This window comes from Methyloversatilis universalis EHg5 (assembly GCF_000378945.1).
GTDB classification, from domain to species: Bacteria; Pseudomonadota; Gammaproteobacteria; order Burkholderiales; family Rhodocyclaceae; genus Methyloversatilis; species Methyloversatilis universalis_A.
Map to the genome: position 1 here is coordinate 1,500,952 of NZ_KB900539.1, position 23,900 is coordinate 1,524,851.

Here is a 23,900-nt window from a genome sequence, read left to right on the forward strand (position 1 = left end):
GAACTCCGGAATGCATTGACTGCGCCGCACGATAGGCGGCCTGTGTGACGTCTGCATGTCGGCCGGACGACCGCCGCTTCAACAATCCGTCATCCACCTGTCACCGGCACTGACCACACTCCGCGCCAGTTCAATGACTGCACGGAGTCCGCGATGTCCCGTCCCCTGTTTTCCCGCCGCGAATTCATCCGCACCGTAGGCGCCGGTGCGCTGGCCGGTTCGGCCGTGGTGCGTTCGGCTGGCGCGCTGGCCGCCGGCGACAGCCTGTTCCAGCACGGCGTGGCGAGCGGAGACCCGCTGGCCGACCGCGTCATCATCTGGACCCGCGTGTCGCCGACCCGGCCGGGCACCGTGGCGGTGCTGTGGGAAGTGGCGCTGGACGAGCGCTTCAGCCGCATCATCCGGCGTGGCCGCGTGCTCACCGGCGAAGACATCGACTACACGGTGAAGGCCGATGTGCTGGGCCTGCCGGCGTCCGCCCGCCTGTATTACCGCTTCCGCGCCGACGGCCAGCTGTCGCCGGTCGGCCGCACCCGCACGCTGGCCGCCGGCGCGGTCGGCCAGGTGAAGCTGGCGGTGTTCTCCTGTTCCAACTACCCGGCCGGCTACTTCAACGTGTATGCCGAAGCGGCCAAGATGGGCGACCTCGATGTCGCCATCCATCTCGGCGACTACATCTACGAATACCCGCGTGGCGGCTATGCCTCGGGCGACGCGGCGGCGATGGGCCGGCTGGCCCAGCCGGCTGGCGAAATCCTGACGCTGGGCGACTACCGCACCCGCTATGCGCAGTACCGCACCGACGCCGACCTGCAGGCCCTGCACGCGGCGCTGCCGGTCATCGCGGTGTGGGACGACCACGAAATCGCCAATGACGCCTGGCGCGAAGGCGCGGAAAACCACACCGAGGGCGTGGAAGGTGCGTTCGCTGACCGCCGCGCCGCGGCCATCCGTGCCTACCACGAGTGGATGCCTACCCGCGTGGCCGATCCGGCGCACCCGGAGCGCATCTACCGCAGCTTCCGTTTCGGCAGCCTGCTGTCGCTGCACATGCTGGACACCCGCGTGATCGGCCGCGACCTGCAGCTGGACTACCCGAACTACTTCGGCGCCAGCGGTTTCGACGCCGCCCGCTTTGCTGCCGACATGGCCGACCCGAACCGTACGCTGCTGGGCGCCGAACAGCAGGACTGGCTGGGCCTGCAGCTGGCGCAGTCGGACACCACCTGGGATGTGCTGGGACAGCAGGTGCTGATGGGCCGCATGAACATTCCGGCGCCGCTGGTGCTGGGCCAGATCAGCTTCTCGGCCTACAGCGCGTTGGTGATGAAGGCGCAGACCGCACCGGCCACGCTGACGCCGCAGGAGCGCGCGGTGCTCGCACAGCCGGCCATCCCGTACAACCTCGACGCCTGGGACGGCTACGCCGCCGCCCGCGAGACACTGCTCGGCACCGCCCGCGCACTGGACAGGAATCTGGTGGTGCTGGCCGGCGATACGCACAACGCCTGGGCCAGCGATCTCGCCGATTACGCCGGCCGCCAGGTGGGCGTTGAATTCGCGACGCCGGGGGTCACCTCGCCCGGGCTGGAAGAGTATTTCCCGAGCGAGAACCCGCTGGCGGTGGCCGCCGGCCTGACCCAGATCATCGGCCCGCTGCAGTACGCCGATACCGCCCGCCGTGGCTTCATGGTGGTCACGGTGACCGAGGATGCCTGCCGCTGCGACTGGCGCTTTGTCAGCACGGTGAAGAGCCGCAGCTACGTGCTGCAGAACGGTCCGGCGCTGAAGGTGCTGCCGGGCGCGGGCAACCGCAAGCTGATGCCGGCCTGATTGCCGGGGCAGGGCCGCTCGTCCGGGAAGGGTTGTGTCATTGCGCGGCCGGCTCGCTGCCCCCAGCGGCCGGACGTCTGCAAGGCGCCGGAAAGCCTGCGCGGGTCTTGCGGGAATGAGCCCGGCCTGCGCAGGGGCCGCGCATCAGGCGTGATGGCCTGCCCGGGCGTGCATTGCAGGCGAAATCTGCGACGGGCGGCAGCGGCTCAGGTGGCCTTTTTCGGTCCGAACATCTTCACCACCGCGCTGCCGGCGATGCCCATCAGCAGCAGCGAGCCGGTGCCGATGGCCCAGGCGCTCCATACGATGAAGCCGGCGATGTCGCGCAGGTCCGGTGTTGCGCGCAGCGCTTCCTCGATTTCCGGGCCGGCATCCAGCAGCCAGGCGCGGGCATCGTCCAGCCAGGCTTCAGGCACCCAGGGCGCCAGCCAGGTGGGCGGATGCAGGCTGTCCAGCCAGAGCGGCCATTCCGCCAGCGTGTGCGCACTCCAGCCCGGCCAGCCGAGCACGCTGTCGGCGGTCCAGGCGATCAGCGTCCACAGGCCGAACATCAGTGCAACGATGATCCAGATGATGGCGTGAGCCATTGCGGTCTCCTCAGAGCAGCTTTTTCAGCGCATACAGCGCGTCCAGCGCCTCGCGCGGACTGAGACTGTCCGGGTCGAGCGCGCCGAGGGCGTCGACCGCCGCGTGCGTCACCGGTTCGGGCGGCGGCGGGGGCGGTGCGAACAGGTCGGCCTGCGGGCCGGCATTGACGCGGCTGGCTTCGAGCTGCTGCAGCGCGCGCCGCGCGTCGCGGATCACCGTGCCCGGCACGCCGGCCAGCGCGGCCACTTCGATCCCGTAGGACTGCGAAGCCGGGCCGTCCTCGATCGCGTGCAGGAACACGATGCGGTTGCCGTGCTCGACCGCGTCCAGATGCATGTTGGCGCACACCGGATGTGTCGCGGCGAGCTGGGTCAGTTCGAAGTAGTGGGTGGCGAACAGCGTCCAGCTGCGGTTGCGCGTCAGCAGATGGCGGGCGATGGACTGCGCCAGCGCCACGCCGTCGAAGGTCGAGGTACCGCGGCCGATTTCGTCCATCAGCACCAGGCTGCGCTCGGTCGCGCCATGCAGGATGGCTGCCGCCTCGGTCATTTCGACCATGAAGGTGGAGCGGCCGGACGCCAGGTCGTCGGAGGCGCCGATGCGGGTGTGGATGGCGTCCAGCGGGCCGAGCCGCGCCGCGCGTGCCGGCACCGGGCAGCCGCAGTGCGCCATCAGCGCGATCAGCGCCACCTGCCGCATATAGGTCGATTTGCCGCCCATGTTCGGGCCGGTGATGAGCAGCATGCGGCGTGCGTCATGCATCACCGTGTCGTTGGCGATGAAGCTGTCGACCTGCTGTTCGACCACCGGATGGCGGCCGCGCTCTATCGTGATTTCCGGCTCGTCCACGAACTGCGGGCGGCAGTAGTCGTGGCGCTGGGCGGCGCGCGCGAAGGCGATCAGGCCGTCCAGTTCGGACAGCGCGCGCGCGATGTCGCCCAGCTGCGGCAGCTCCGGCGCCAGCGCGTCGAGCAGCTGTTCGTACAGGAATTTCTCGCGCGAAGTGGCGCGCTCGGCGGCGGACAGCGCGCGGTCCTCGAAGGCCTTCAGTTCGGGCGTGATGTAGCGTTCGGCGTTCTTCAGCGTCTGCCGGCGGCGGTAGTCGTCCGGCACACGGCCGGCGTTGGCGTTGGTGACTTCGATGTAGAAGCCATGCACCCGGTTGTACTCGACCTTCAGGTTGGCAATGCCGGTGCGTTCGCGTTCGCGCGCTTCCAGCGCCAGCAGGAATTCGCCGCAGTTGTCCTGCAGGCCGCGCAGTTCGTCCAGTTCGGCATCGAAGCCGGCGCGGATCACCCGGCCGTCCCGCAGCTGGGCCGCCGGTTCGTCCATCACCGCCTGTGCCAGCAGCCCGGCGGCAGCGGGTGGCTGGGCCAGCGTGGCGCGCGCCTGGTCGAGCAGGCCGCGGTCCAGCGGAATCGCGTCGGCGATGGCCGGCAGTTTCGTCAGCGAGTCGCGCAGGCTTGAGAGGTCGCGCGGCCGGGCGGTGCGCAGCGCCACGCGGGCGGCGATGCGCTCGATGTCGGCGATGCCGCGCAGCGCGTCGTGCACGAGGTCGGCGCGGTCGGTGTCGCGCAGTGCGGCCACCGCCTCCTGCCGCGCGTCGGCGCGGGCACGTTCGCGCAGCGGATGATGCAGCGCGCGGCGCAGCCAGCGCGAGCCCATCGAACTGGCGCAGGTGTCGAGCAGCGACAGCAACGTGGGCGAGGCCTCGCCGCGCAGGGTTTCGGTCAGTTCCAGATTGCGCCGGGTGGCGGCGTCCATGCGCAGCCAGTTCGAGTCATGCTCGACCGCCAGCGTGGTCACGTGCGCCAGCGCACGCTGCTGCGTGGCCTGGGCATAGCTGAACAGCGCGCCGCAGGCGGCCAGCGCGATCGGCACCTCGGCCACGTCGAAGGCCGACAGGTCACGGCTGCCGAAATGGGCGGTGAGCAGGCGGGTGGCTTCGGTCGCGTCGAACTGCCACGCGCTGCGCGGCGTGAGCGCCCAGCTGCCTTCGGGTGCGCCATCGACGTCCGCCACCAGCAGTTCGGCCGGACGCAGCCGGTCGAGCAGCGATGGAAGCACGTTGGCGGCGACCTCGGTCAGCTTCAGGTCGCCGCTGGCCAGGTTGAGCCAGGCCACGCCGGCGCGGGCACGCTCGACGTGCAGCGCCATCAGCAGCGAGTCGGCGCGTTCGTCCAGCAGGCTGGCGTCGGTCAGCGTGCCCGGCGTGACGATGCGCGAAATCGCGCGCTCGACCGGGCTCTTGGAGGTGGCGGGGTCGCCGACCTGTTCGACGATGACCACCGACTCGCCCATCTTCACCAGCCGGGCCAGATACTGCTCGACCGCGTGAAAAGGCACGCCGGCCATCGGGATGGGCTGGCCGGCGGACTGACCGCGGTGGGTCTGGGTGATGTCGAGCAGCCGCGCGACGCGGATCGCGTCCTCGAAGAACAGCTCGTAGAAATCCCCCATCCGGTAGAACACCAGCAGATCGGGGTGCTGTCTTTTGAACCCCAGATACTGTTGCATCATGGGGGTGTGCTGCGACAGGTCGGCGCTCGTCATCCTCGTCGTGAAGCTCCGGGCCGGGTCAGGCGCGCAGCGCTTCGGTCAGGTGGGGTTCGATGGTCTGCAGCAGGGCCGGGTAGATGCGCGGCGTGGCGGCGACCAGATTGCCGCTTTCCATATAGCCGGTTTCGCCCAGCAGGTTGCCGACCAGGCCGCCTGCTTCGCTCACCAGCAGGCTGCCGGCGGCGATGTCCCACGGCGACAGGCCGATCTCGAAGAAACCGTCGAAGCGGCCGCAGGCCACCCAGGCCAGATCCAGCGCGGCAGCGCCCGGGCGGCGCAGGCCGGCGGTCTTCTGCATCATGTCCTTGAACATGCCGAGGTAGGCGTCGACGTGGTCCCACACGCGGTAGGGGAAACCGGTGCCGATCAGCGCTTCGCCCAGCTTGGCACGACGCGACACGCGGATGCGGCGGTCGTTCAGGAAGGCGCCACGGCCGCGGCTGGCGGTAAACATTTCATTGCGCAGCGGATCGAACACCACCGCCGACTGCATCTGGCCACGGTGCTCCAGCGCGATCGACACCGCGTACTGCGGCGTGCCGTGGATGAAGTTGGTGGTGCCGTCCAGCGGGTCGATGATCCAGCGGTAGTCGGAGCTCGAACCGGACTCGCCGCTCTCCTCGGCTAGAATGGCGTGGTCCGGGTAGGCCTCGCGCAGGATGCCGATGATGGCGTCCTCGGCGGCACGGTCGACCTCGGTCACGAAATCGTTCTGGCGCTTGCTGCTGACTTTCAGCAGATCCACATCTTCGCTGGCACGGGTGATGATCTGGCCCGCGCGGCGGGCGGCCTTGACGGCGGTGGTGAGCGTCGGATGCATGAATGTCTCTGTACGCGGACCTTGTGGCCCGCATCTCGGCAGGAAAACCCTGCATTCTAATATGAACCCGTTCGCTTCCCTCGACCGCGTGCGCGTGGTCATGTCGCACACCACCCATCCGGGCAATATCGGCGCCTGTGCGCGCGCGATGAAAGTCATGGGGCTGTCGCGGCTCTATCTGGTCAATCCGAAGCACTTTCCGCACGAAGAGGCGGTGGCCATGAGTTCCGGCGCCACCGACGTGCTGGACAGCGCGGTGGTGGTGGACAGCATCGAGGCGGCGCTCGCCGGCACCGTGGCGCAGGCGGCGCTGACCGCGCGCCGGCGCGAAATGGCGCTGCCGGTGCGCGACGTGCGCTCGGCGGCGGTCGAACTGGCGGGCGTGCTGGCCGGTGGCGACGCCGAGGTCGCGCTGGTGTTCGGCACCGAAAGTTCCGGGCTGACCAATGAGGAAGTGGCGATGTGCTCGCTGCCGGTCACCATTTCGACCAGCGACACCTACCGCTCGCTCAATGTGGCGGCGGCGGCCCAGATCATGTGCCACGAACTGCGGGTGGCGGTCGGCGGCGCGGTGATGCCGGTCGAGCCACCGGCCGAACTTGCGCCGCACGAGGGGCTGGAAAGCCTGTACGCGCTGTTCGAGGACCTGATGGCCGAGTCCGGCTTCCTCGACCGGGTGAATCCGGGCCGGGCGATGCCGCGGCTGCGCCGGCTGTTCGGTCGTGCCGGCGTCGAGGCGGAAGAACTCCATCTGCTGATGGGCGCATTGAAGGCCATCGGCGGACGCAAGCCGCGCGGCGGCGCCTGAGCGGGCGGGGTGGCGCCTTCGCAGGTGCACAAAAACCGACTAAAATTCTCGGGTTTAAACGATCCGGCAACGTAGCCGGCTTCCCACAAGGAAAGAAAACGATGTTCCAACGCCTGCGCGAAGACGTCGCCAGCGTGCTCGACCGCGATCCGGCCGCGCGCTCGGCCTTCGAGGTGCTCACCTGCTATCCCGGCATCCATGCGCTGTTCATCCACCGCATGGCCAACGCCTGCTGGCGGCGCGGCTTCCTGTGGCTGGGGCGTTTCCTGTCGCACATCGGCCGCGTGCTGACCGGCATCGAAATCCACCCGGGCGCCACCATGGGCCGGCGCGTGTTCATCGACCACGGCATGGGTGTGGTGATCGGCGAAACCGCGGTGGTGGGCGATGAATGCACCATCTATCAGGCGGTCACGCTGGGCGGGACCTCGCTCTACCGTGGCGCCAAGCGCCATCCGACCCTGGGCCGCGGCGTGGTGGTGGGCGCCGGTGCGCAGATTCTCGGCGGGTTCGAGGTGGGTGATGGTGCCAAGGTTGGCTCCTGTGCGGTGGTGGTGAAGCCGGTGCCGGCCGGTGCGACCGCGGTCGGCAACCCGGCGCGCATCATCGAGGCGGGTGGAGGCGGGGCCGAGGAAGAGCGGCGTCGGCGGGCCGAACAGGCCGGCTTCACCGCCTACGGCATCACCCGCGACATGGAAGACCCGGTGTCCAAGGCGCTGACCGCGCTGGTCGATCACGCGCTGGAAAGCGATCGCCGGCTGGAGTGCCTGCTGCAGAAACTGGAGCGCGCCGGCATCCGGCTGGACGACGAGGCGAAGGAAGAGATTGCCGACCACGCCCATGTGGACCTCGGGCGGATCCGGTCGAATTGTTGACTGAACTTGTCGGGAATTATAAAGTCGACAAAAATGATCGGGAATTGAATCGGCCTGCGTCTGCGTGCCGGTTTCCGACCGCTTTCCGGGAGTTCACGCCATGAGACTGACCACCAAGGGCCGCTTCGCCGTCACCGCGATGCTCGACCTCGCCCTGCGCCAGGAAAACGGCCCGGTGACGCTGTCCGGCGTGGCCGAGCGCCAGCGCATCAGCCTGTCCTACCTTGAACAGCTGTTCGGCAAGCTGCGCCGGCAGGAACTGGTGGCCAGCGTGCGCGGCCCCGGCGGCGGCTACTGTCTTGCGCGCGACGCGCGCGACATTTCGGTGGCGCAGATCATCCTGGCGGTCGACGAGCCGCTGGACGCCACCCAGTGTGGCGGCAAGGAAAACTGCCACGACGAACACCGCTGCATGACGCACGACCTGTGGTCCAACCTCAGCCGTCACATGCATGACTATCTGGATTCCATCCATCTGCACGACCTGGTGGTGCAGCAGCGCGCGCGCAACAGCCACAAGGTGGTGCTGCACGACACCGTTGTTGCGCGTACCTGTTCGAGCGAGCAGGTGTCGGTTCAGGTCTGATTCCCATGTTTGCCCCGGTTTACCTAGACCACAACGCCAGCGCGCCGCTGCTCGATGCAGTGCGCGAGGCGATGCTGCCCTGGCTGGGCGCACGCTTCGGCAATGCGTCGAGCCGGCACGAATACGGCCGTGCAGCGCGGCGTGCGATCGATGACGCGCGCGCGCAGGTGGCGGCCGCGGTCGGTGCGCACCCGACCGAAGTGGTGTTTACCAGCGGTGGTTCGGAGGCGAACAACCTGTTCGTCAAGGGCGCGGCGGCCCGCATGAAGCCTGGCCTGGTGCAGGTGTCCGCGATCGAGCACCCCTGTGTGCGCGAACCGGCCCGCCAGCTGGTGCGTGCCGGCTGGACGCTGGCCGAACTGCCGGCCGATGCCGAAGGCCGGGTGCAGGTGGATGCACTGGATGCCCGCGCGCAGCTGGTGTCGGTCATGACCGCGAACAACGAAACCGGTGTGCTGCAGGACATTCCCGCCTTCGCCGCTGCGGCGAAGCGGCTGGGCGCCTGGCTGCACACCGATGCGGTGCAGGCGCTGGGCAAGATTCCGCTGGATTTCCGCGCACTGGGCGTGGCGGCGATGACGCTGTCGGCGCACAAGATCGGCGGCCCGCAGGGTGCGGGTGCGCTGGTGCTGGACAAGCGGGTCGATCTGGAACCGCTGATTGCCGGTGGTGGCCATGAGCGCGGCCTGCGTTCAGGCACCGAGAACATCGCGGCCATCGTCGGTTTCGGCGTGGCCTGCGAAGAGGCGGTGGCTGCGCTCGGCGCGCGTCGCGAGGCGATGCAGGCGCAGCGCGCGCTGATCGAACGCTGCGTGGCGGAGCAGGGCGGCAGCGTGTTCGGCGCCGGTGCGGAGCGCCTGCCCAATACCTGCTATTTCGCGCTGCCCGGCATTGATGGCGAAACCCTGGTCGGCAAGCTGGACCGCGCCGGTTTCGCAGTGGCCAGCGGCGCCGCCTGTTCCAGCGCCTCGCCCGAACCGTCGCGCACGCTGACCGCGATGGGTGTGGCAGCCGATCTGGCGCGCGGTGCGGTACGGGTGAGCGTGGGCGCCTCGACCACGATGCAGGATGTGAATGAATTTTGCGGCGCACTGGCGCGGGTGGCGGACGAGCTCCGCGGCCTGCGTGCGATGGCCGCGGCGTGACCGAACGAACAAGGACCTGATGGAGCCGATGACATGCTGAAATTCCCGATCTACCTCGACTATTCGGCCACCACGCCGGTCGATCCGCGTGTGGCGGCCAAGATGATTCCGTGGCTGACCGAACAGTTCGGCAACCCGGCGTCGCGCAGCCATGCCTACGGCTGGGAGGCGGAAGCCGCGGTCGAGGAAGCGCGCGAACAGGTGGCCAAGCTGGTCAATGCCGACCCGAAGGAAATCGTCTGGACCTCGGGTGCGACCGAGTCGAACAATCTGGCGATCAAGGGCGCGGCCCATTTCTACTCGGGCAAGGGCAAACACATCATCACGCTGCGCACCGAACACAAGGCGGTGCTCGACACCTTCCGCGAACTGGAGCGCGAAGGTTTCGAAGCCACCTACCTCGATCCGAAAGAAGACGGCCTGATCGACCTCGATGCCTTCCGCGCCGCGCTGCGGCCGGACACGGTGCTGGTGTCCATCATGTTCGTGAACAACGAGATCGGCGTCATCCAGCCGATCGCCGAGATCGGTGAGATCTGCCGCGAGAAAGGCATCATCTTCCACGTCGATGCGGCGCAGGCGACCGGCAAAGTGGCGATCGACCTGGACAAGCTCAAGGTCGATCTGATGAGCTTTTCGGCGCATAAGACCTACGGCCCCAAGGGCATCGGCGCGCTGTACGTGCGGCGCAAGCCGCGCATCCGCCTCGAAGCGCAGATGCACGGTGGCGGTCATGAGCGCGGCCTGCGCTCGGGCACGCTGGCGACGCACCAGATCGTCGGCATGGGCGAAGCTTTCCGCATCGCCCGCGAAGAGATGGGCGCCGAGAACGAGCGCGTGCGCATGCTGCGCGACCGTCTGCTCAAGGGCCTGCAGGACATCGAGGCGACCTATGTGAACGGTGACCTGGAAGCGCGCGTGCCGCACAACCTGAACATCAGCTTCGCCTATGTCGAAGGCGAGTCGCTGATCATGGCGATCAAGGAAGTGGCGGTGTCTTCCGGCTCGGCCTGTACCTCGGCCAGTCTGGAGCCGTCCTACGTGCTGCGCGCGCTCGGTCGCGAGGATGAACTGGCGCACAGCTCGATCCGCTTCTCGATCGGCCGCTTCACCACCGAAGAGGAAGTCGACTTCACCATCGATCTGCTCCATCGCAAGATCGGCAAGCTGCGCGAACTGTCGCCGCTGTGGGAAATGGTGAAGGAAGGCATCGATCTGAACACCGTGCAGTGGGCTCACCACTGAGAACAAGGGCACTCCACGGATGCGCCAACAGGTGAGCGCATCCGGGACAGACAGGAAGACAAGGAGAAAGACATGGCCTACAGCGACAAACTGCTCGACCACTACGAGAACCCGCGCAACGTCGGTTCGTTCGGCAAGGATGACGGCGACGTCGGTACCGGCATGGTGGGCGCACCGGCCTGCGGCGACGTGATGAAGCTGCAGATCAAGGTGGGTGCGGATGGCGTCATCGAGGACGCGAAGTTCAAGACCTACGGTTGCGGCTCGGCCATCGCGTCGAGCTCGCTGGTGACCGAATGGGTCAAGGGCAAGACGCTCGACCAGGCGATGGAAATCAAGAACACCGCCATCGCCGAAGAACTGGCGCTGCCGCCGGTGAAGATTCACTGCTCCATCCTGGCCGAAGACGCGATCAAGGCGGCGGTCGAGGATTACCGCAAGAAGCACGGCACGACCTCGTCGGCCGACGCAGCCTGACATGAAAGCCGCTACGCCTGCCGCGTGCGCCGCCTCCGGGCCGGCGCGGCGGGCCGGGCGTGGCGCGATGGATAACTGAGGAGAGCGCGAATGGGTGTCACTCTGAGCGAAAAGGCGGCCAGGCATGTGGCCAACTACATCGCCAAGCGCGGCCGCGGTGTCGGTCTGCGCCTGGGCGTGCGCACCAGCGGCTGTTCGGGCATGGCCTACAAGCTCGAATTCGCCGACGAAATGGCGACTGACGATCTCGTGTTCGAAAGTCACGGCGTCAAGGTGCTTATCGACCCGAAAAGCCTGCCCTATCTGGAAGGCACCGAGCTGGATTTCGTTCGCGAAGGCCTGAACGAGGGGTTCAAGTTCAACAACCCCAATGTGAAGGACGAGTGCGGCTGCGGCGAAAGCTTCAATGTCTGAGCCTGCCGGCACGCTGCCGGACGCAGACCTGTTCAGCCGCGACCACTTCGCACTGTTCGGCCTGCCGCGCCGCTTCGCGATCGACGAGCGGGCGCTGGAGTCGCGCTACCACGAGCTGCAGTCGGCGGCCCACCCGGACCGCCACGCGCATCGCCCCGAACAGGAGCGCCGGCTGTCCATGCAGTGGGCCACCCGCATCAACGAAGGCTACCGCTTGCTGCGTGCGCCGCTGACCCGCGCACGCTATCTGCTCGAACTGTCGGGTGTCGATGTCGGTGCGGAGAACAACACCGCGATGCCGGCCGACTTCCTGATGCAGCAGATGGAATGGCGCGAGGCGCTGGACGAGGCGCGTGACGCGCGCGACCCGGCGGCACTCGACAGTCTTGCCCGCAATCTGCGTGCGGCCCGGCGCGAAGCCGAGGCGCTGCTCGCGCACGAACTCGATGAGGCGCACGACACCGCGGCCGCTGCTGCGACGGTGCGCCGCATGATGTTCATCGCCCGTCTGGGCGAGGACATCGCCGAAGCACACGAAACACTGGAAAACTGATGGCCCTGCTGCAGATCGCCGAACCGGGCGAATCCACCGCGCCGCACCAGCACCGGCTGGCTGTGGGCATAGACCTGGGCACCACGAATTCACTGGTCGCTACCGTGCGCAACAGCGTGCCGGTGGTGCTGAACGACGAAAAGGGCCGGGCGCTGCTGCCGTCGGTAGTGCGTTACCTGGCCGATGGCACGACCGTGGTCGGTCACGCTGCGCAGGCCGCGCAGGCGCAGGATCCGCGCAATACGGTCGCGTCGGTCAAGCGCTTCATGGGACGCGGTCTGGCTGACGTGGCGCATGTCGAATCCATGTCCTATGTGTTCGAGGACGCGCCGGGCATGGTGCGCCTGCGCACCGCGCAGGGTGCGAAAAGCCCGGTCGAGGTGTCGGCCGACATCCTGCGCACGCTGCGCGTGCGCGCCGAAGCCAGTCTGGGCGGCGAGCTGACCGGCGCGGTCATCACGGTGCCTGCCTACTTCGATGACGCCCAGCGTCAGGCCACCAAGGACGCGGCGAAACTGGCCGGCCTCGACGTGCTGCGCCTGCTGAACGAACCGACCGCCGCCGCCATCGCCTACGGCCTGGACAACGCGTCCGAAGGCATTTACGCGGTGTATGACCTGGGTGGCGGCACCTTCGATATTTCCATCCTGAAGCTGTCGCGCGGCGTATTCGAAGTGCTGGCGACCAGCGGTGATGCCGCGCTGGGCGGCGACGATTTCGATCATCGCGTCTATTGCTGGCTGATCGAGGCCTCGCGCATCGGCCCGCCCGGGCTGGAAGACATGCGCACGCTGTATATGGAAGCGCGGCGCGCGAAGGAAGTGCTCAGCGCGCAGGACGCGGTGCATATCGGTCTGAAACTGTCGGGCGGCGAGGAAATCGATGTCACGCTGACGCGAGACGCCTTTGCCGACATGACGAAGAAGCTGGTGGACAAGACGCTGGTGCCCACCCGCAAGGCCTTGCGTGACGCCGGTCTGGCACCGGAGGACGTGAAGGGCGTGGTGATGGTGGGCGGCGCGACCCGCATGCCGCACGTACAGCACGCAGTGGGCGAATTTTTCGGCCAGGAACCGCTGACCAATCTGGATCCGGACAAGGTGGTGGCCATCGGTGCCGCCATCCAGGCCAATGTGCTGGCGGGCAACCGCGCTGCCGGCGACGACTGGCTGCTGCTGGACGTGATTCCGCTGTCGCTCGGCCTGGAAACCATGGGCGGACTGGTTGAGAAAGTCATTCCGCGCAATTCCACGATTCCGACCGCACGCGCCCAGGAATTCACCACCTTCAGGGACGGCCAGACCGCGATGGCCATCCACGTGGTGCAGGGCGAACGCGAACGGGTGAGCGACTGCCGCTCGCTCGCCCGCTTCGAACTGCGCGGCATTCCGCCCATGGTGGCCGGGGCGGCGCGCATCCGCGTGAGCTTCCAGGTCGATGCCGACGGCCTGCTGAGCGTCAGTGCCCGCGAACTGGGCACCGGCATCGAGTCGCGCATCGAGGTCAAGCCGAGCTATGGCCTCGGTGACGACGAAGTCGCACGCATGCTGAAGGACGGCTTCGAGCACGCAACCGAAGACATGGGCGCGCGTGCGTTGGCCGAACAGCGGGTCGAAGCCCAGCGGCTGGGCGAAGCCACCCGTGCCGCGCTGGCCGCCGACGGTGACCTGCTGGACGGCGCCGAACGCGCCGAAATTGACGCGGTGCTGGCCGACCTCGCGACCGCTGCCGGTGGTGAGGACGTCGCTGCGATCAAGAAGGCGCTGGATGCGCTGAGCCGGGTCACCGACGAATTCGCCGCCCGCCGCATGAACCGCAGCATCCAGCGCGCGCTGGCTGGCCGCAGCGTCGAATCCCTGTAAAAAGAACTGTCTACCGAGATACGCATGACCCAGATCGTTGTTCTTCCCCACGTCGAACTGTGCCCGGATGGCGCCGTGATCGACGCTGAACCCGGCACCTCCATCTGCGACGCGCTGCTGGCTCACGAAATCGATATCGAGCACGCCTGCGAAAAATCATGTGCCTGCACCACCTGTCACGTCGTCGTGCGCGAAGGCTTTGGCAGCCTTGAGCCGGCCGAGGAGCTGGAAGAGGACATGCTCGACAAGGCCTGGGGCCTGGAGCCGAACTCCCGCCTGTCCTGTCAGGCGCTGGTGGCCGGCACGCCGCTGGTGGTCGAGATTCCGAAATACACGATCAACATGGTCGGCGAAGGCGGCGGCCGGAAGTAAGGGGACACACGATGAAATGGACCGATACGCTGGACATCGCGATTGCCCTGACCGAGGCGAAGCCGGAGGTCGATCCGCACTATGTGCGCTTCACCGACCTGATGGAGTGGGTGATGGCGCTGCCCGGCTTTGACGACGATCCCAAGCGCTGCGGCGAGCGCATTCTGGAAGCGATCCAGCAGGCCTGGATAGACGAGGCGGACTGACGCCCGCCGCTTACGCCGGTGTTCATGGTGCGCCGCTTTTCCGGTAAACTGCGCATTTCCCGCTGCAGCGCAATACATGACCAAGTACGTATTCGTCACCGGCGGTGTGGTGTCCTCACTCGGCAAGGGCATTGCAGCCGCCTCGCTGGGCGCGATCCTGGAATCGCGCTCCATCCGCGTCACCCACCTCAAGCTCGACCCCTACATCAACGTCGATCCGGGCACGATGAGCCCGTTTCAGCACGGTGAGGTCTTCGTGACCGAAGACGGGGCCGAAACCGATCTCGACCTCGGCCACTACGAGCGCTTCACCAGCGCCAAGATGGGCAAGCGCAACAACTTCACCACCGGCCAGATCTACGAGGCGGTGATCAAGAAGGAGCGCCGCGGCGAGTATCTGGGCAAGACGGTGCAGGTCATTCCGCACATCACCGACGAAATCAAGGCCTACGTGAAACGCGGCGCCGAAGGCGCTGACGTGGCCATCGTCGAAGTGGGCGGCACGGTAGGCGACATCGAATCGCTGCCCTTCCTCGAAGCCATCCGCCAGATGGGCATCGAAGAAGGCCGCGGCAACACCTGCTTCATGCACCTCACGCTGGTGCCCTACATCGCCACCGCTGGCGAACTGAAAACCAAGCCGACCCAGCATTCGGTCAAGGAACTGCGCGAAATCGGCATCCAGCCGGACGTGCTGCTGTGCCGCTCCGACCGCGTGGTGCCGGATGACGAGCGCCGCAAGATCGCGCTGTTCACCAATGTGCAGCCGGAAGCGGTCATTTCGGTCACCGACGCTGACAGCATCTACAAGATCCCCGGCATGCTGCACGACCAGATGCTGGACGAAATCGTCTGCCACAAGCTCAACATTCTGGCCCGCGCGGCCGACCTGAGCGCCTGGACCCGACTGATCGACGCGCTGGAACACCCGGAGCGCGATGTCGATATCGCCTTCGTCGGCAAGTATGTCGATCTGACCGAATCCTACAAGTCGCTGTCGGAAGCGCTGGTGCATGCCGGCATCCACACCCGCTCGCGCATCAACATTCACTACATCGACTCGGAAGCGATCGAGCGCGCCAGCGACGGCGGCCGCTCGCTGCTCGACCCGATGGACGCCATTCTGGTGCCCGGCGGTTTCGGCCGCCGCGGCGTCGAGGGCAAGATCGCGGCCATCCGTTTTGCACGCGAGAACGGCGTGCCCTATCTGGGCATCTGTCTGGGCATGCAGCTGGCGGTGGTCGAGTACGCCCGCAACGTGGCCGGTCTGACCGGCGCGCACAGCACCGAGTTCGAACGCAATTCGCCGTACCCGGTGATCGGTCTGATCACTGAATGGCTGAGCGCCGAAGGCAAGGTGGAGCGCCGCGACGAATCGTCCGACATCGGCGGCACCATGCGTCTGGGCGGTCAGAACTGCAATCTGGCGGAAGGCAGCCTGGCGCGCGACATCTACGGCGCGGCCACCATTGTCGAACGGCACCGTCACCGCTACGAGGTGAACAACCAGTACCTCGCCCAGCTGGAAAAGGTGGGTCTGCGCGTGTCCGGCCGTTCGCAGGACGCGACCGATCCGCTGTGCGAAATGATCGAGCTGCCGGACCACCCGTGGTTCGTCGCCTGCCAGTTCCACCCCGAATTCACCTCGACGCCGCGCGCCGGCCATCCGCTGTTCTCCGCCTTCGCCCGCGCTGCCATCGCACGCCAGGACGCCCGCGGTGCGGTGAAGCGTTCGTCGCGCAAGGTCGCGAGCTGAGGAGACACACCATGAAGCTGTGCGGATTCGATGTCGGTCTCGACAAGCCTTTCTTCCTGATCGCCGGCCCCTGCGTGATCGAGTCGCGTGACATGGCCTTCGATACGGCCGGCAAGCTGAAGGAAATCACCGCCCGCCTGGGCATTCCCTTCATCTACAAGTCGTCCTTCGACAAGGCCAACCGCAGCTCGGGCAAGAGCTACCGTGGTCCCGGCATGGAAAAGGGCCTGGAAATCCTGGCCGACGTGAAGCGCGAGCTGAACGTGCCGGTGCTGACCGACGTGCACACCGCGGAAGAGGCGCCCATCGTCGCGCAGTACGTCGATGTGCTGCAGACGCCGGCCTTTCTTTGCCGCCAGACCGACTTCATTCACGCCTGCGCAGCCACCGGCAAGCCGGTGAACATCAAGAAGGGCCAGTTCATGGCGCCGGGCGACATGAAGAACGTGGTCGACAAGGCGAAGGAAGCGAATGGCGGCGCCGACACCATCATGGTGTGCGAGCGTGGCGCCTCCTTCGGCTACAACAATCTCGTGTCCGACATGCGTTCGCTGGCCATCATGCGCAACACCGATTGCCCGGTGGTGTTTGACGCAACGCATTCGGTGCAGCTGCCGGGCGGGCAGGGCAGCTGTTCGGGTGGTCAGCGCGAGTTCGTGCCGGTGCTGGCGCGAGCCGCGGTGGCCGTGGGTATCGCAGGCCTGTTCATGGAAAGCCATCCGAATCCCGAAAAAGCGATGTCGGACGGCCCCAACGCATGGCCGCTGCCGATGATGGAAGCGCTGCTGACCCAGCTGCGCGATCTTGACGCCGTCACCAAGAAGCACGGATTCCTCGAATCCGCCTTCGCGTGAAGGTGCAGGACGGTATAACAATTCAAACGCAATAATTTACTGAGGACCTTGGAGCGACCATGAGTGCAATCGTCGATGTCGTCGCGCGCGAGATACTGGATTCGCGCGGCAATCCCACCGTTGAAGCGGACGTGCTGCTCGAATCGGGCATCATGGGCCGCGCTGCCGTGCCGTCCGGCGCGTCGACCGGTTCGCGCGAAGCCATCGAGCTGCGCGACGGCGACAAGGGCCGCTACCTCGGCAAGGGCGTTCTGGCCGCGGTCGAGAACGTCAATACCGAAATTTCCGAAGCCATCATCGGCCTCGACGCCGAAGAGCAGGCCTTCATCGACAAGACCCTGATCGAGCTCGACGGCACCGAGAACAAGTCGCGCCTCGGCGCCAACGCCACGCTGGCGGTGTCGATGGCTGTCGCCAAGGCGGCGGCTGAAGAGGCCGGTCTGCCGCTGTACCGCTACTTCGGCGGCTCGGGCGGCATGGCCATGCCGGTGCCGATGATGAACGTGATCAACGGCGGCGCACACGCCAACAACAGCCTGGACTTCCAGGAATGCATGATCATGCCGGTCGGCGTGACCAGCTTCCGCGAAGCGCTGCGCATGGGCGCCGAAGTGTTCCACGCGCTGAAGAAGCTCACCGACAAGAAGGGCTACCCGACCACGGTCGGTGACGAAGGCGGTTTCGCCCCCAACGTTGGCAGCGCCGAAGAAGCGCTGAACATGATTCTCGACGCCGCCTCGGCCGCCGGCTATGAGCCGGGACGTGATCTGGTGCTGGCGCTGGACTGCGCCGCGTCCGAGTTCTACAAGGACGGCAAGTACGTGCTGGAAGGCGCCGGCCTGACCATGGAATCGGCCCAGCTGGTCGATTACCTCGCCACGCTGGCCGACAAGTTCCCGATCGTGAGCATCGAGGACGGCATGGCCGAGAACGACTGGGACGGCTGGAAGCTGCTGACCGAACGTCTGGGCAGCCGCGTGCAGATCGTCGGCGACGACCTGTTCGTGACCAACACCAAGATCCTGAAGGAAGGCATCGCCCGCGGCATCGCCAACTCCATCCTGATCAAGATCAACCAGATCGGCACGCTGACCGAAACCTTTGCCGCGGTCGAAATGGCCAAGCGCGCGAGCTACACCGCCGTGATTTCGCACCGTTCGGGCGAAACCGAGGACAGCACCATCGCTGACATCGCGGTGGGCCTGAACGCGATGCAGATCAAGACCGGTTCGCTCAGCCGCTCCGACCGCATCGCCAAGTACAACCAGCTGCTGCGCATCGAAGAAGACCTCGGTGATACCGCGTGGTACCCGGGCGCTTCGGCGTTCTACAACCTGCGCAAGTAAGCGGCAGGCACGGCGATCATGGTGCGTCACTGGCCCACGCTGTTGCTGGTGACGCTGATCGCCGCACTGCAGTACCCGCTCTGGCTTGGCAAGGGCGGGTGGCTGCAGGCATGGGAAGCGGAGCGCGCGCTGGAAGCCCAGCGCACGCTCAACACCCGGCTGGAGGCGCGCAACGTCGCGCTGGAAGCCGATGTGAAAGACCTCAAGACCGGCTTCGACGCGGTCGAGGAGCGTGCCCGCATCGAACTGGGTCTGGTCAAGCCAGGCGAAGCCTTCGTGCAGGTACCGCGCAGCAGCAAACCCTGATTCCGCCTGCACGCACGGGCCGTTTCGGCGCCTGACGTCCGTCAGGTCGCCTTCTCCAGCTACATTTCAGACCTCACGCCGCAGCGTGCGCAGACCGCTGATGCGCGATGCGAACCAGCCGCTGTCCAGCGCGTCGGTACGCACATACTTTCCGCGCGTACTCGGGGCATGGATGAAGCGCCCCTCGCCAGCGTAGATGCCCATGTGGGAATAGTGTCTGCCGTTGGTGTTGAAGAACACCAGATCACCCGGCTGCAGTGCGGAACGTTCCACTGGACGTGACAGGCTGGCGATGCGGGCCGCGTTATGCGGCAGTTTCAGGCCGGCCACCTGTTCGAAGATCCAGCTCACCATGCCGCTGCAGTCCAGACCGCTGTCCGGATTGCGCCCGCCGAAGCGGTAGTGGTTGCCGATCAGGCCCAGTGCGTAGATGACCGCGTCCTGCGCATGGGTGTCGTCGGCCAGTTGCAGCGCGGCTGCGTTCGGCAGTGACCCGGACGGTGGGGGGACGGGCGCCGGTTCCGGCCTGGCCACCGGTGGCTCCGGCGTGGCGGCCGGCGGCGGCAGCGTGCTGCAGCCGGTCAGCAGCAGGCCGGTGCCCAGCGCGAGCGCGCGTACCGGAAGCCAGGACTTACCTGCGGTCAATCTCGATCTGCCCGCTGATGTTCACGCTCACCCGCGACTCGCCGGCTTCGACCGGCATGTCGGCCATCGCCGCTTCGGCCATGGCCACCTTGGCCCGCATCATCGGCCGCGGCGGCGGCATGCCCGAGGTGTTGTTCACATTCATGTGCACCACCCGCCAGCTGCCGCCGAGCGAGGCGGCGACGATTTTCGCGCGTGCATTGAAGGCGGCGATGGCATCGGTGATGGCGGCGTTTTCGGCGTCGCGCGCGGCGTCTTCGCTCGGTTCCAGCGTGAGCTGGCCGACTGCCATCTGCGCCTGCAGCTTGCCCAGCAGCTCCGACAGCGCGGCCTGGTCCTTGGATTCGAGCAGCAGTTCAGAGCGCATGCGCCAGCTTTCGATGGTGCGCCCGTTCTTGCCATAGACCGGATAGGTCGAGGTATTGCCGCTGCGTACCTTGACGGTGGAATAGGGCTTGGCGGTGGCCAGTGAAGACTGGATGACCGCATTCACCTTCTTTGCCAGCGCACCGGGCGTGGCGTCGTTTAATTCGATGAAGGCGGTCGCGCGTGCGAGGTCGTTCGGTGCGAAGCGTGAGGCGTCGGCGTTGAGATCGACCACGATGCCCTCGCGTCGGGGCGCCGGCGTGTCGGCCGCTTGGGCCGTGCTGATGCAGGCTGCGAGCAGCAGCCAGGGAAGATGTTTCATGGGGCTCCCGCCGTCGTGATGACCGCGGAAGTATAGCCGGGTGGAATGAGGCGTATCCGCGGATGGCGCGGCTGCAGATGTTTCCGCACGTGTCGGCGCTCAGCGCCGGCGACGGATGTCGCGCTCCTCGTCCGCCTTGATGCGCACCGGCACGCGGGCGGGTTCGTCCGCAACTGCCGACAGCAGCGCCATGCCGAGCAGGGCCAGATAGCTGAGTACCGCGGCGCCGGCCGCTTCGCCATTGGCGGCGAGCATGACGGCGGGCAGCACGTGGGCGCCGGTGAAGAAGAACTGGGTGCGCTGGCTCATGGCGGTCATCCGGATGAAGATATCTTCCGGATTAACGACCGTGCAGGGGGCGGGCTTGAGCCCTGGTGACGATGCGAAACAGAGTGCGAAGCCGTCAGCCGCGCTTCACTTCGACCATGCTGTCGCGGTAGATCCTTGATTTTTCGACATAGCCGGCGGCGCTGCGCATCAGGCCGGCGACTTCCTCGTCGCTGAGCTGGCGCACCACGCGACCGGGCGAACCCAGCACCAGCGAACGGTCCGGGATGACCCGGCCTTCCGGGATCAGCGCATTGGCGCCGATCAGGCAGTGCCGGCCGATCACCACCCGGTTCAGGATGACCGCGTGGATGCCGACCAGCGAGCCATCACCCACGGTGCAGCCGTGCAGCATGGCGTGGTGACCGATGGTCACATCACTGCCTATGGTGAGCGGTACGCCGTCATCGATGTGCAGGACCGCGCCATCCTGTACATTCGAGCGCTCGCCGATCGAGATGTGGTCGTTGTCGGCGCGGATGACCGCGCCGAACCACACGCTGGTATCGGCTTTCAGTTCGGCGTCGCCGATGATGGTGGCGTTGGGCGCGATCCAGGTGCTCGGATGGACGACGGGCGCCTGACCGTCGAGGGCGTAGAGGCTCATGCGGTATCCCGGTGGCCGCACCATGACGGTCCGGCGAACATTTTGTGCAATGCAACCAGGGTCGCGATTGTACGCGCATGCAGCGCATGCAGCGCAGGCCGCGCAAGCGGGGCAGGGCGGCCTTTCGAAAGGATGGATGACATGAACGAAGCGCTCGGCCGCTCGCTGGCCGATTTCGAGGCAGGACGCATCGACATGGATGCGCTGGTTGCCACCTGGCGCCGCCACGGCGTGAACGACACGGCGCTGCCGGCGAAATGGCGCGAGGTGCTCGATGGTCTGCTGATGCGGCTTGAGTCGGCCCGGCTGTTTTCCGGCGAAAGCTGTTCCTTCAGCCAGAGCGAACTGCTGGCGACCATGCGCGAATGGCTGAACCGGGTGCAGGCGCAGATTCAGGCCCAGCAGCAGTAAAGCCGGTCGGAGCCGGCAATAAAAAAGGGCGCCCGAAGGCGCCCCGAACCCGATCAGTTACAGCCGGTGGTCAGAGCTTGCTCTTGACCACCTCGACCACGCGGTCGGCTTCCGCCACCCACTTGGCCAGCAGTGCATCGGTTTCCGCGCGGCGCGATGCGGCGAAATCGGCGTCCTTGATGCTCGGGACGTTGATATCGACGTTCAGCGCAGCCGAGCGCAGCGCGGCGACCGCGGCCAGCGCGGCGACGCCGGCGTCGGACACCACATTGGTGTTGCCCTTCTCGGCGGCGATCAGCGACAGCGCGATCACGTCGGCGCAGGCGCGGGCGCAGGCCAGCGGTGCGTCGGTGGCCTTCTTCAGACCGTCCTGGATCGCGGCCGAGCGGGCGGCCTTCTGTTCGTCGGTGTCCTTCGGCAGGCCGTAGGCCGCCATCAGGCCGTCGAACGCCTCGACGTCGGCGCGGATGAAGTCGGTCAGCGTGGCGCGCAGCGTTTCCGCCTTCGCCAGCAGATACTTCATTTCGCCTTCGACCTCGACATAGGCTTTCTTGCCGATGGTGAGGTTGCACACCATGCTCACCAGCGCGGCGCCCATGCCGCCCATGATGGCCGCTGCGCTGCCGCCGCCCGGCGTGGCCGCGCTGGAAGCGAGCTCGTCGAGGAAGGCGGTGACCGGCTTGTCCTTGATCTGGCTCATCGCTCAGCCCACCATGGTTTTCGCCATCGCGTAGATTTCCGACGCGTCGAGCGAAATGTCGTTGCTTTCGAACAGCTTGGCCACGCAGGCGCGCTGCAGCGCGATCTTCAGTGCGCCGAAGCCGATGGCGCCGAACACGATCTTGCCGTGCTTGACCACACCCTTGTCCATCATGTCCACGCCTTCGATGCCCAGCGGCGGGGTGGCGTTGGCGTCGGCAATCATTTCCAGCGTCGGGTTGTCCTTCCAGTGCCGCTCTTCCAGCAGCTGGATGCCGCCGGCGCCGGTGGCGATCACCACGTTCGCGCCTTCGATGGCACGGGCGCGGCCTTCGTTGTCAGCCGCTTCGGCAACGCCGACTTCGAGGTTGAAGTTGGCCTTGAGCTGCTTGGCCGCTTCTTCCGCGGTGGCGATCTTGCGCGACACCAGCGTGACCGAGACGCCTTCGCTGGCCAGCATCACCGCTGCGCGCGTACCGACCGGGCCGGTGCCGCCGAGGATGACTGCTTTCTTGCCCTTCAGCGAACCGCTGTGCGCCAGCCAGGCGACGCAGGCCGCTGCCGTGGTGTTCGAACCGTTCGAATCCAGCATGACGGACACGCGGAAGTTCGAGAAGAACTTCTTCTTGACCGCCTTGAACAGGGTTTCGCCTTCGGCCATGTTGCTGCCGCCGATGAAGATGGCGGTGTTCTTCTTGTCCTTCGGTGCGCGGGTGAAGATCGCACCGTCGACCATGGCGCCGACGTTGTGCGGATGCACGCCGCCGTAGCCGATCACGTGGTCCGCGCCGCCGTCGTGACACACGACGCTGTCGAACACCGACGGATGTTCATCGGTATCGAATTGGTAAAGAAGCTTTTTCATTGTGATGTCTCGGATGTCGGGAAGAGGGAAGTCCGCCGGCCGCACAGCCGGCGAACCTTGATGCGTGTCGCGGCTGTCAGGTCACCGTGTTGACCGGGCTGCCCTTGATGAAGGCTTCGGCGTTATCGACCAGCTGGTCGGCCAGGAACTGCATGGCGCCGTCCGAGGCCCAGGCCACGTGCGGCGTCAGGATGAAGTTGGGCAGGCGCAGGTCGAGCAGCGGGTTGCCTTCCTTCGGCGGTTCCTTGGTCAGCACGTCGAAGCCGGCGCCGGCGATCACGCCTTCCTTCAGCGCGGTCACCAGATCCTCTTCATTGACCAGACCGCCGCGGGCGGTGTTGATCAGGATGGCGCTGCGCTTCATCTTGCGGAACTGTTCCATGCCGAACAGGTTGCGGCTGTCGGCAGTCAGCGGGCAGTGCAGCGAAATGATGTCGGACTGGGCCAGCACTTCTTCGACCGGCGTGAATTCCACACCCGGTGCCTTCGGGCCCGGGTGGTCGGCGAACAGCACCTTCATGCCGAAGCCGCGCGCGATCTTGGCCGTACCCTGACCGAGCACGCCTTCGCCGAAAATGCCGATGGTGCTGTCGAACAGGTCGTAGATGGCGTGATCGAAGAAGCAGAACTGATCCACTTCCTGCCAGCGGCCGCGTTCGACGTCCTGACGGTAGGCGATGATGCTGCGACGCAGGGCCAGGATGAGCGCGAACGCGTGTTCCGGCACCGTGTGCACCGCGTAGTTGCGGATGTTGGCGACCACGATGCCGCGTTCGCGGCAGGCCGGCACGTCGATCACGTCGTAGCCGGTGGCGGCGACGCCGATGTACTTCAGGTTCGGCAGCTGGGCCAGCACGTCGCCGCGCAGCGGCACCTTGTTGGTGAAGGCGACGGTGGCGTTCTTCAGACGTTCGACGACCTGCTCGGGCGACGTGGTGTCGTACTCTTCCCAGGTGTGGTCGAAGGACGGACGGCGGACGTTGGCCTTGAGCGTGGAGCGGTCCAGAAACACGACGTGATGCGACATGTTCTCTTCCCTTGTGCGTATTGGAT

At 66.5% G+C, this 23,900-nt stretch carries 27 protein-coding genes; 17 read left to right on the top strand and 10 right to left on the bottom strand.

All coding sequences use genetic code 11. From position 1 onward, the window contains the following. The first annotated feature begins 153 nt into the window (after positions 1–153). Positions 154–1,833: an alkaline phosphatase D family protein gene (locus METUNV2_RS0106955; protein WP_018228763.1), complete on the top strand. Its 1,680-nt coding sequence runs from the start codon at positions 154–156 to the stop codon at positions 1,831–1,833. A 206-nt stretch (positions 1,834–2,039) separates the two neighbouring features. On the opposite strand, the gene METUNV2_RS0106960 is transcribed toward METUNV2_RS0106955, so the two are convergent. From METUNV2_RS0106960 to METUNV2_RS0106970, 3 genes are read right to left on the bottom strand one after another with little or no spacing between them, the layout of a single operon-like run. Beyond that, complete coding sequence (locus METUNV2_RS0106960) at positions 2,040–2,420, bottom strand: hypothetical protein (protein ID WP_018228764.1); 381 nt, start codon at positions 2,418–2,420, stop codon at positions 2,040–2,042. Positions 2,421–2,430: 10 nt separating this feature from the next. After that, the gene (gene mutS, locus METUNV2_RS0106965) at positions 2,431–4,974 is read right to left on the bottom strand and encodes a DNA mismatch repair protein MutS (RefSeq protein ID WP_018228765.1); all 2,544 of its coding nucleotides are present in this window, start codon (positions 4,972–4,974) and stop codon (positions 2,431–2,433) included. 25 nt (positions 4,975–4,999) lie between these two features. Continuing rightward, a complete protein-coding gene (locus tag METUNV2_RS0106970) occupies positions 5,000–5,800 on the bottom strand; it encodes an inositol monophosphatase family protein (RefSeq protein ID WP_018228766.1) in 801 nt (266 codons plus the stop codon). A 61-nt stretch (positions 5,801–5,861) separates the two neighbouring features. Here METUNV2_RS0106970 and METUNV2_RS0106975 point away from each other — a divergent pair, with 61 nt between their 5' ends. From METUNV2_RS0106975 to ftsB, 15 genes are all read left to right on the top strand, one after another. After that, the gene (locus METUNV2_RS0106975) at positions 5,862–6,608 is read left to right on the top strand and encodes an RNA methyltransferase (protein WP_018228767.1); all 747 of its coding nucleotides are present in this window, start codon (positions 5,862–5,864) and stop codon (positions 6,606–6,608) included. A gap of 101 nt (positions 6,609–6,709) precedes the next feature. Further along, positions 6,710–7,483, top strand: coding sequence for a serine O-acetyltransferase (gene cysE, locus METUNV2_RS0106980; RefSeq protein WP_018228768.1), 774 nt, complete (start codon positions 6,710–6,712; stop codon positions 7,481–7,483). Positions 7,484–7,583: 100 nt separating this feature from the next. Continuing rightward, a complete protein-coding gene (gene iscR / locus METUNV2_RS0106985; RefSeq protein WP_018228769.1) occupies positions 7,584–8,069 on the top strand; it encodes a Fe-S cluster assembly transcriptional regulator IscR in 486 nt (161 codons plus the stop codon). Between the two features lie 5 nt (positions 8,070–8,074). Beyond that, positions 8,075–9,214 (top strand): cysteine desulfurase family protein, encoded by a 1,140-nt coding sequence (locus METUNV2_RS0106990; protein ID WP_018228770.1) that lies wholly within the window; start codon positions 8,075–8,077, stop codon positions 9,212–9,214. Positions 9,215–9,247: 33 nt separating this feature from the next. Next, entirely contained in the window at positions 9,248–10,459 is a 1,212-nt protein-coding gene (locus METUNV2_RS0106995) for an IscS subfamily cysteine desulfurase (RefSeq protein ID WP_018228771.1), read from the top strand. A gap of 72 nt (positions 10,460–10,531) precedes the next feature. Further along, on the top strand, positions 10,532–10,936 hold the full coding sequence (iscU, locus tag METUNV2_RS0107000) for a Fe-S cluster assembly scaffold IscU (protein ID WP_018228772.1): 405 nt from the start codon (positions 10,532–10,534) through the stop codon (positions 10,934–10,936). Positions 10,937–11,026: 90 nt separating this feature from the next. Then, on the top strand, positions 11,027–11,350 hold the full coding sequence (gene iscA, locus METUNV2_RS0107005) for an iron-sulfur cluster assembly protein IscA (RefSeq protein WP_018228773.1): 324 nt from the start codon (positions 11,027–11,029) through the stop codon (positions 11,348–11,350). Next, positions 11,343–11,903: a Fe-S protein assembly co-chaperone HscB gene (hscB, locus tag METUNV2_RS0107010; protein ID WP_018228774.1), complete on the top strand. Its 561-nt coding sequence runs from the start codon at positions 11,343–11,345 to the stop codon at positions 11,901–11,903. The genes iscA and hscB overlap by 8 nt, the downstream gene beginning before the upstream one ends. Beyond that, positions 11,903–13,765 (top strand): Fe-S protein assembly chaperone HscA, encoded by a 1,863-nt coding sequence (hscA, locus tag METUNV2_RS0107015; protein ID WP_018228775.1) that lies wholly within the window; start codon positions 11,903–11,905, stop codon positions 13,763–13,765. Before hscB ends, hscA begins: the two co-directional genes overlap by 1 nt. 24 nt (positions 13,766–13,789) lie before the next feature. After that, on the top strand, positions 13,790–14,137 hold the full coding sequence (fdx, locus tag METUNV2_RS0107020) for an ISC system 2Fe-2S type ferredoxin (protein WP_026187948.1): 348 nt from the start codon (positions 13,790–13,792) through the stop codon (positions 14,135–14,137). An 11-nt stretch (positions 14,138–14,148) separates the two neighbouring features. Beyond that, a complete protein-coding gene (iscX, locus tag METUNV2_RS0107025) occupies positions 14,149–14,343 on the top strand; it encodes a Fe-S cluster assembly protein IscX (RefSeq protein ID WP_018228777.1) in 195 nt (64 codons plus the stop codon). Positions 14,344–14,419: 76 nt separating this feature from the next. Continuing rightward, complete coding sequence (locus METUNV2_RS0107030) at positions 14,420–16,099, top strand: CTP synthase (protein WP_018228778.1); 1,680 nt, start codon at positions 14,420–14,422, stop codon at positions 16,097–16,099. An 11-nt stretch (positions 16,100–16,110) separates the two neighbouring features. Next, the gene (kdsA, locus tag METUNV2_RS0107035; RefSeq protein ID WP_008058610.1) at positions 16,111–16,953 is read left to right on the top strand and encodes a 3-deoxy-8-phosphooctulonate synthase; all 843 of its coding nucleotides are present in this window, start codon (positions 16,111–16,113) and stop codon (positions 16,951–16,953) included. Positions 16,954–17,012: 59 nt separating this feature from the next. Next, positions 17,013–18,299 carry a phosphopyruvate hydratase gene (gene eno, locus METUNV2_RS0107040; RefSeq protein WP_008058612.1) on the top strand — a complete coding sequence of 429 codons (1,287 nt, stop codon included), beginning with the start codon at positions 17,013–17,015 and terminating at the stop codon, positions 18,297–18,299. A gap of 18 nt (positions 18,300–18,317) precedes the next feature. Continuing rightward, positions 18,318–18,605: a cell division protein FtsB gene (gene ftsB / locus METUNV2_RS0107045; protein ID WP_018228779.1), complete on the top strand. Its 288-nt coding sequence runs from the start codon at positions 18,318–18,320 to the stop codon at positions 18,603–18,605. A 66-nt stretch (positions 18,606–18,671) separates the two neighbouring features. On the opposite strand, the gene METUNV2_RS0107050 is transcribed toward ftsB, so the two are convergent. The 4 genes from METUNV2_RS0107050 to METUNV2_RS0107065 form a co-directional block, all read right to left on the bottom strand. Then, positions 18,672–19,250 (bottom strand): C40 family peptidase, encoded by a 579-nt coding sequence (locus METUNV2_RS0107050; RefSeq protein WP_018228780.1) that lies wholly within the window; start codon positions 19,248–19,250, stop codon positions 18,672–18,674. Next, entirely contained in the window at positions 19,237–19,938 is a 702-nt protein-coding gene (locus METUNV2_RS0107055; RefSeq protein WP_018228781.1) for an SIMPL domain-containing protein, read from the bottom strand. Before METUNV2_RS0107055 ends, METUNV2_RS0107050 begins: the two co-directional genes overlap by 14 nt. A gap of 99 nt (positions 19,939–20,037) precedes the next feature. After that, complete coding sequence (locus METUNV2_RS0107060) at positions 20,038–20,247, bottom strand: hypothetical protein (RefSeq protein WP_008058620.1); 210 nt, start codon at positions 20,245–20,247, stop codon at positions 20,038–20,040. 94 nt (positions 20,248–20,341) lie between these two features. Then, positions 20,342–20,872: a gamma carbonic anhydrase family protein gene (locus METUNV2_RS0107065; RefSeq protein WP_018228783.1), complete on the bottom strand. Its 531-nt coding sequence runs from the start codon at positions 20,870–20,872 to the stop codon at positions 20,342–20,344. Between the two features lie 141 nt (positions 20,873–21,013). Between METUNV2_RS0107065 and METUNV2_RS0107070 the strand changes: the two genes are divergently transcribed. Further along, positions 21,014–21,283, top strand: a complete 270-nt coding sequence (locus tag METUNV2_RS0107070; RefSeq protein ID WP_018228784.1) for a hypothetical protein — start codon at positions 21,014–21,016, stop codon at positions 21,281–21,283. 70 nt (positions 21,284–21,353) lie between these two features. Here the strand turns inward: METUNV2_RS0107070 and fchA are convergent, their stop codons facing one another. From fchA to METUNV2_RS0107085, 3 genes are all read right to left on the bottom strand, one after another. After that, entirely contained in the window at positions 21,354–21,983 is a 630-nt protein-coding gene (gene fchA / locus METUNV2_RS0107075) for a methenyltetrahydrofolate cyclohydrolase (RefSeq protein ID WP_018228785.1), read from the bottom strand. A gap of 3 nt (positions 21,984–21,986) precedes the next feature. Next, positions 21,987–22,847, bottom strand: coding sequence for an NADP-dependent methylenetetrahydromethanopterin/methylenetetrahydrofolate dehydrogenase (locus METUNV2_RS0107080; protein WP_018228786.1), 861 nt, complete (start codon positions 22,845–22,847; stop codon positions 21,987–21,989). A gap of 76 nt (positions 22,848–22,923) precedes the next feature. Continuing rightward, positions 22,924–23,874, bottom strand: coding sequence for a D-2-hydroxyacid dehydrogenase (locus METUNV2_RS0107085; protein ID WP_018228787.1), 951 nt, complete (start codon positions 23,872–23,874; stop codon positions 22,924–22,926). Positions 23,875–23,900: the final 26 nt, after the last annotated feature.

Coding starts and splice junctions, on each gene's coding strand:
- ftsB (WP_018228779.1), top strand. CDS start 18,318: ATGGTGCGTCACTGGCCCACGCTGTTGCTGGTGACGCTGATCGCCGCA.
- METUNV2_RS0106995 (WP_018228771.1), top strand. CDS start 9,248: ATGCTGAAATTCCCGATCTACCTCGACTATTCGGCCACCACGCCGGTC.
- iscR (WP_018228769.1), top strand. CDS start 7,584: ATGAGACTGACCACCAAGGGCCGCTTCGCCGTCACCGCGATGCTCGAC.
- iscA (WP_018228773.1), top strand. CDS start 11,027: ATGGGTGTCACTCTGAGCGAAAAGGCGGCCAGGCATGTGGCCAACTAC.
- kdsA (WP_008058610.1), top strand. CDS start 16,111: ATGAAGCTGTGCGGATTCGATGTCGGTCTCGACAAGCCTTTCTTCCTG.
- METUNV2_RS0106990 (WP_018228770.1), top strand. CDS start 8,075: ATGTTTGCCCCGGTTTACCTAGACCACAACGCCAGCGCGCCGCTGCTC.
- iscX (WP_018228777.1), top strand. CDS start 14,149: ATGAAATGGACCGATACGCTGGACATCGCGATTGCCCTGACCGAGGCG.
- METUNV2_RS0106975 (WP_018228767.1), top strand. CDS start 5,862: ATGAACCCGTTCGCTTCCCTCGACCGCGTGCGCGTGGTCATGTCGCAC.
- iscU (WP_018228772.1), top strand. CDS start 10,532: ATGGCCTACAGCGACAAACTGCTCGACCACTACGAGAACCCGCGCAAC.
- hscB (WP_018228774.1), top strand. CDS start 11,343: ATGTCTGAGCCTGCCGGCACGCTGCCGGACGCAGACCTGTTCAGCCGC.
- METUNV2_RS0107065 (WP_018228783.1), bottom strand. CDS start 20,872: ATGAGCCTCTACGCCCTCGACGGTCAGGCGCCCGTCGTCCATCCGAGC.
- METUNV2_RS0107080 (WP_018228786.1), bottom strand. CDS start 22,847: ATGAAAAAGCTTCTTTACCAATTCGATACCGATGAACATCCGTCGGTG.
- METUNV2_RS0107085 (WP_018228787.1), bottom strand. CDS start 23,874: ATGTCGCATCACGTCGTGTTTCTGGACCGCTCCACGCTCAAGGCCAAC.
- eno (WP_008058612.1), top strand. CDS start 17,013: ATGAGTGCAATCGTCGATGTCGTCGCGCGCGAGATACTGGATTCGCGC.
- METUNV2_RS0106960 (WP_018228764.1), bottom strand. CDS start 2,420: ATGGCTCACGCCATCATCTGGATCATCGTTGCACTGATGTTCGGCCTG.
- fchA (WP_018228785.1), bottom strand. CDS start 21,983: ATGAGCCAGATCAAGGACAAGCCGGTCACCGCCTTCCTCGACGAGCTC.
- METUNV2_RS0106970 (WP_018228766.1), bottom strand. CDS start 5,800: ATGCATCCGACGCTCACCACCGCCGTCAAGGCCGCCCGCCGCGCGGGC.
- mutS (WP_018228765.1), bottom strand. CDS start 4,974: ATGACGAGCGCCGACCTGTCGCAGCACACCCCCATGATGCAACAGTAT.
- hscA (WP_018228775.1), top strand. CDS start 11,903: ATGGCCCTGCTGCAGATCGCCGAACCGGGCGAATCCACCGCGCCGCAC.
- METUNV2_RS0107060 (WP_008058620.1), bottom strand. CDS start 20,247: ATGAGCCAGCGCACCCAGTTCTTCTTCACCGGCGCCCACGTGCTGCCC.
- METUNV2_RS0107030 (WP_018228778.1), top strand. CDS start 14,420: ATGACCAAGTACGTATTCGTCACCGGCGGTGTGGTGTCCTCACTCGGC.
- cysE (WP_018228768.1), top strand. CDS start 6,710: ATGTTCCAACGCCTGCGCGAAGACGTCGCCAGCGTGCTCGACCGCGAT.
- fdx (WP_026187948.1), top strand. CDS start 13,790: ATGACCCAGATCGTTGTTCTTCCCCACGTCGAACTGTGCCCGGATGGC.
- METUNV2_RS0107070 (WP_018228784.1), top strand. CDS start 21,014: ATGAACGAAGCGCTCGGCCGCTCGCTGGCCGATTTCGAGGCAGGACGC.
- METUNV2_RS0106955 (WP_018228763.1), top strand. CDS start 154: ATGTCCCGTCCCCTGTTTTCCCGCCGCGAATTCATCCGCACCGTAGGC.
- METUNV2_RS0107055 (WP_018228781.1), bottom strand. CDS start 19,938: ATGAAACATCTTCCCTGGCTGCTGCTCGCAGCCTGCATCAGCACGGCC.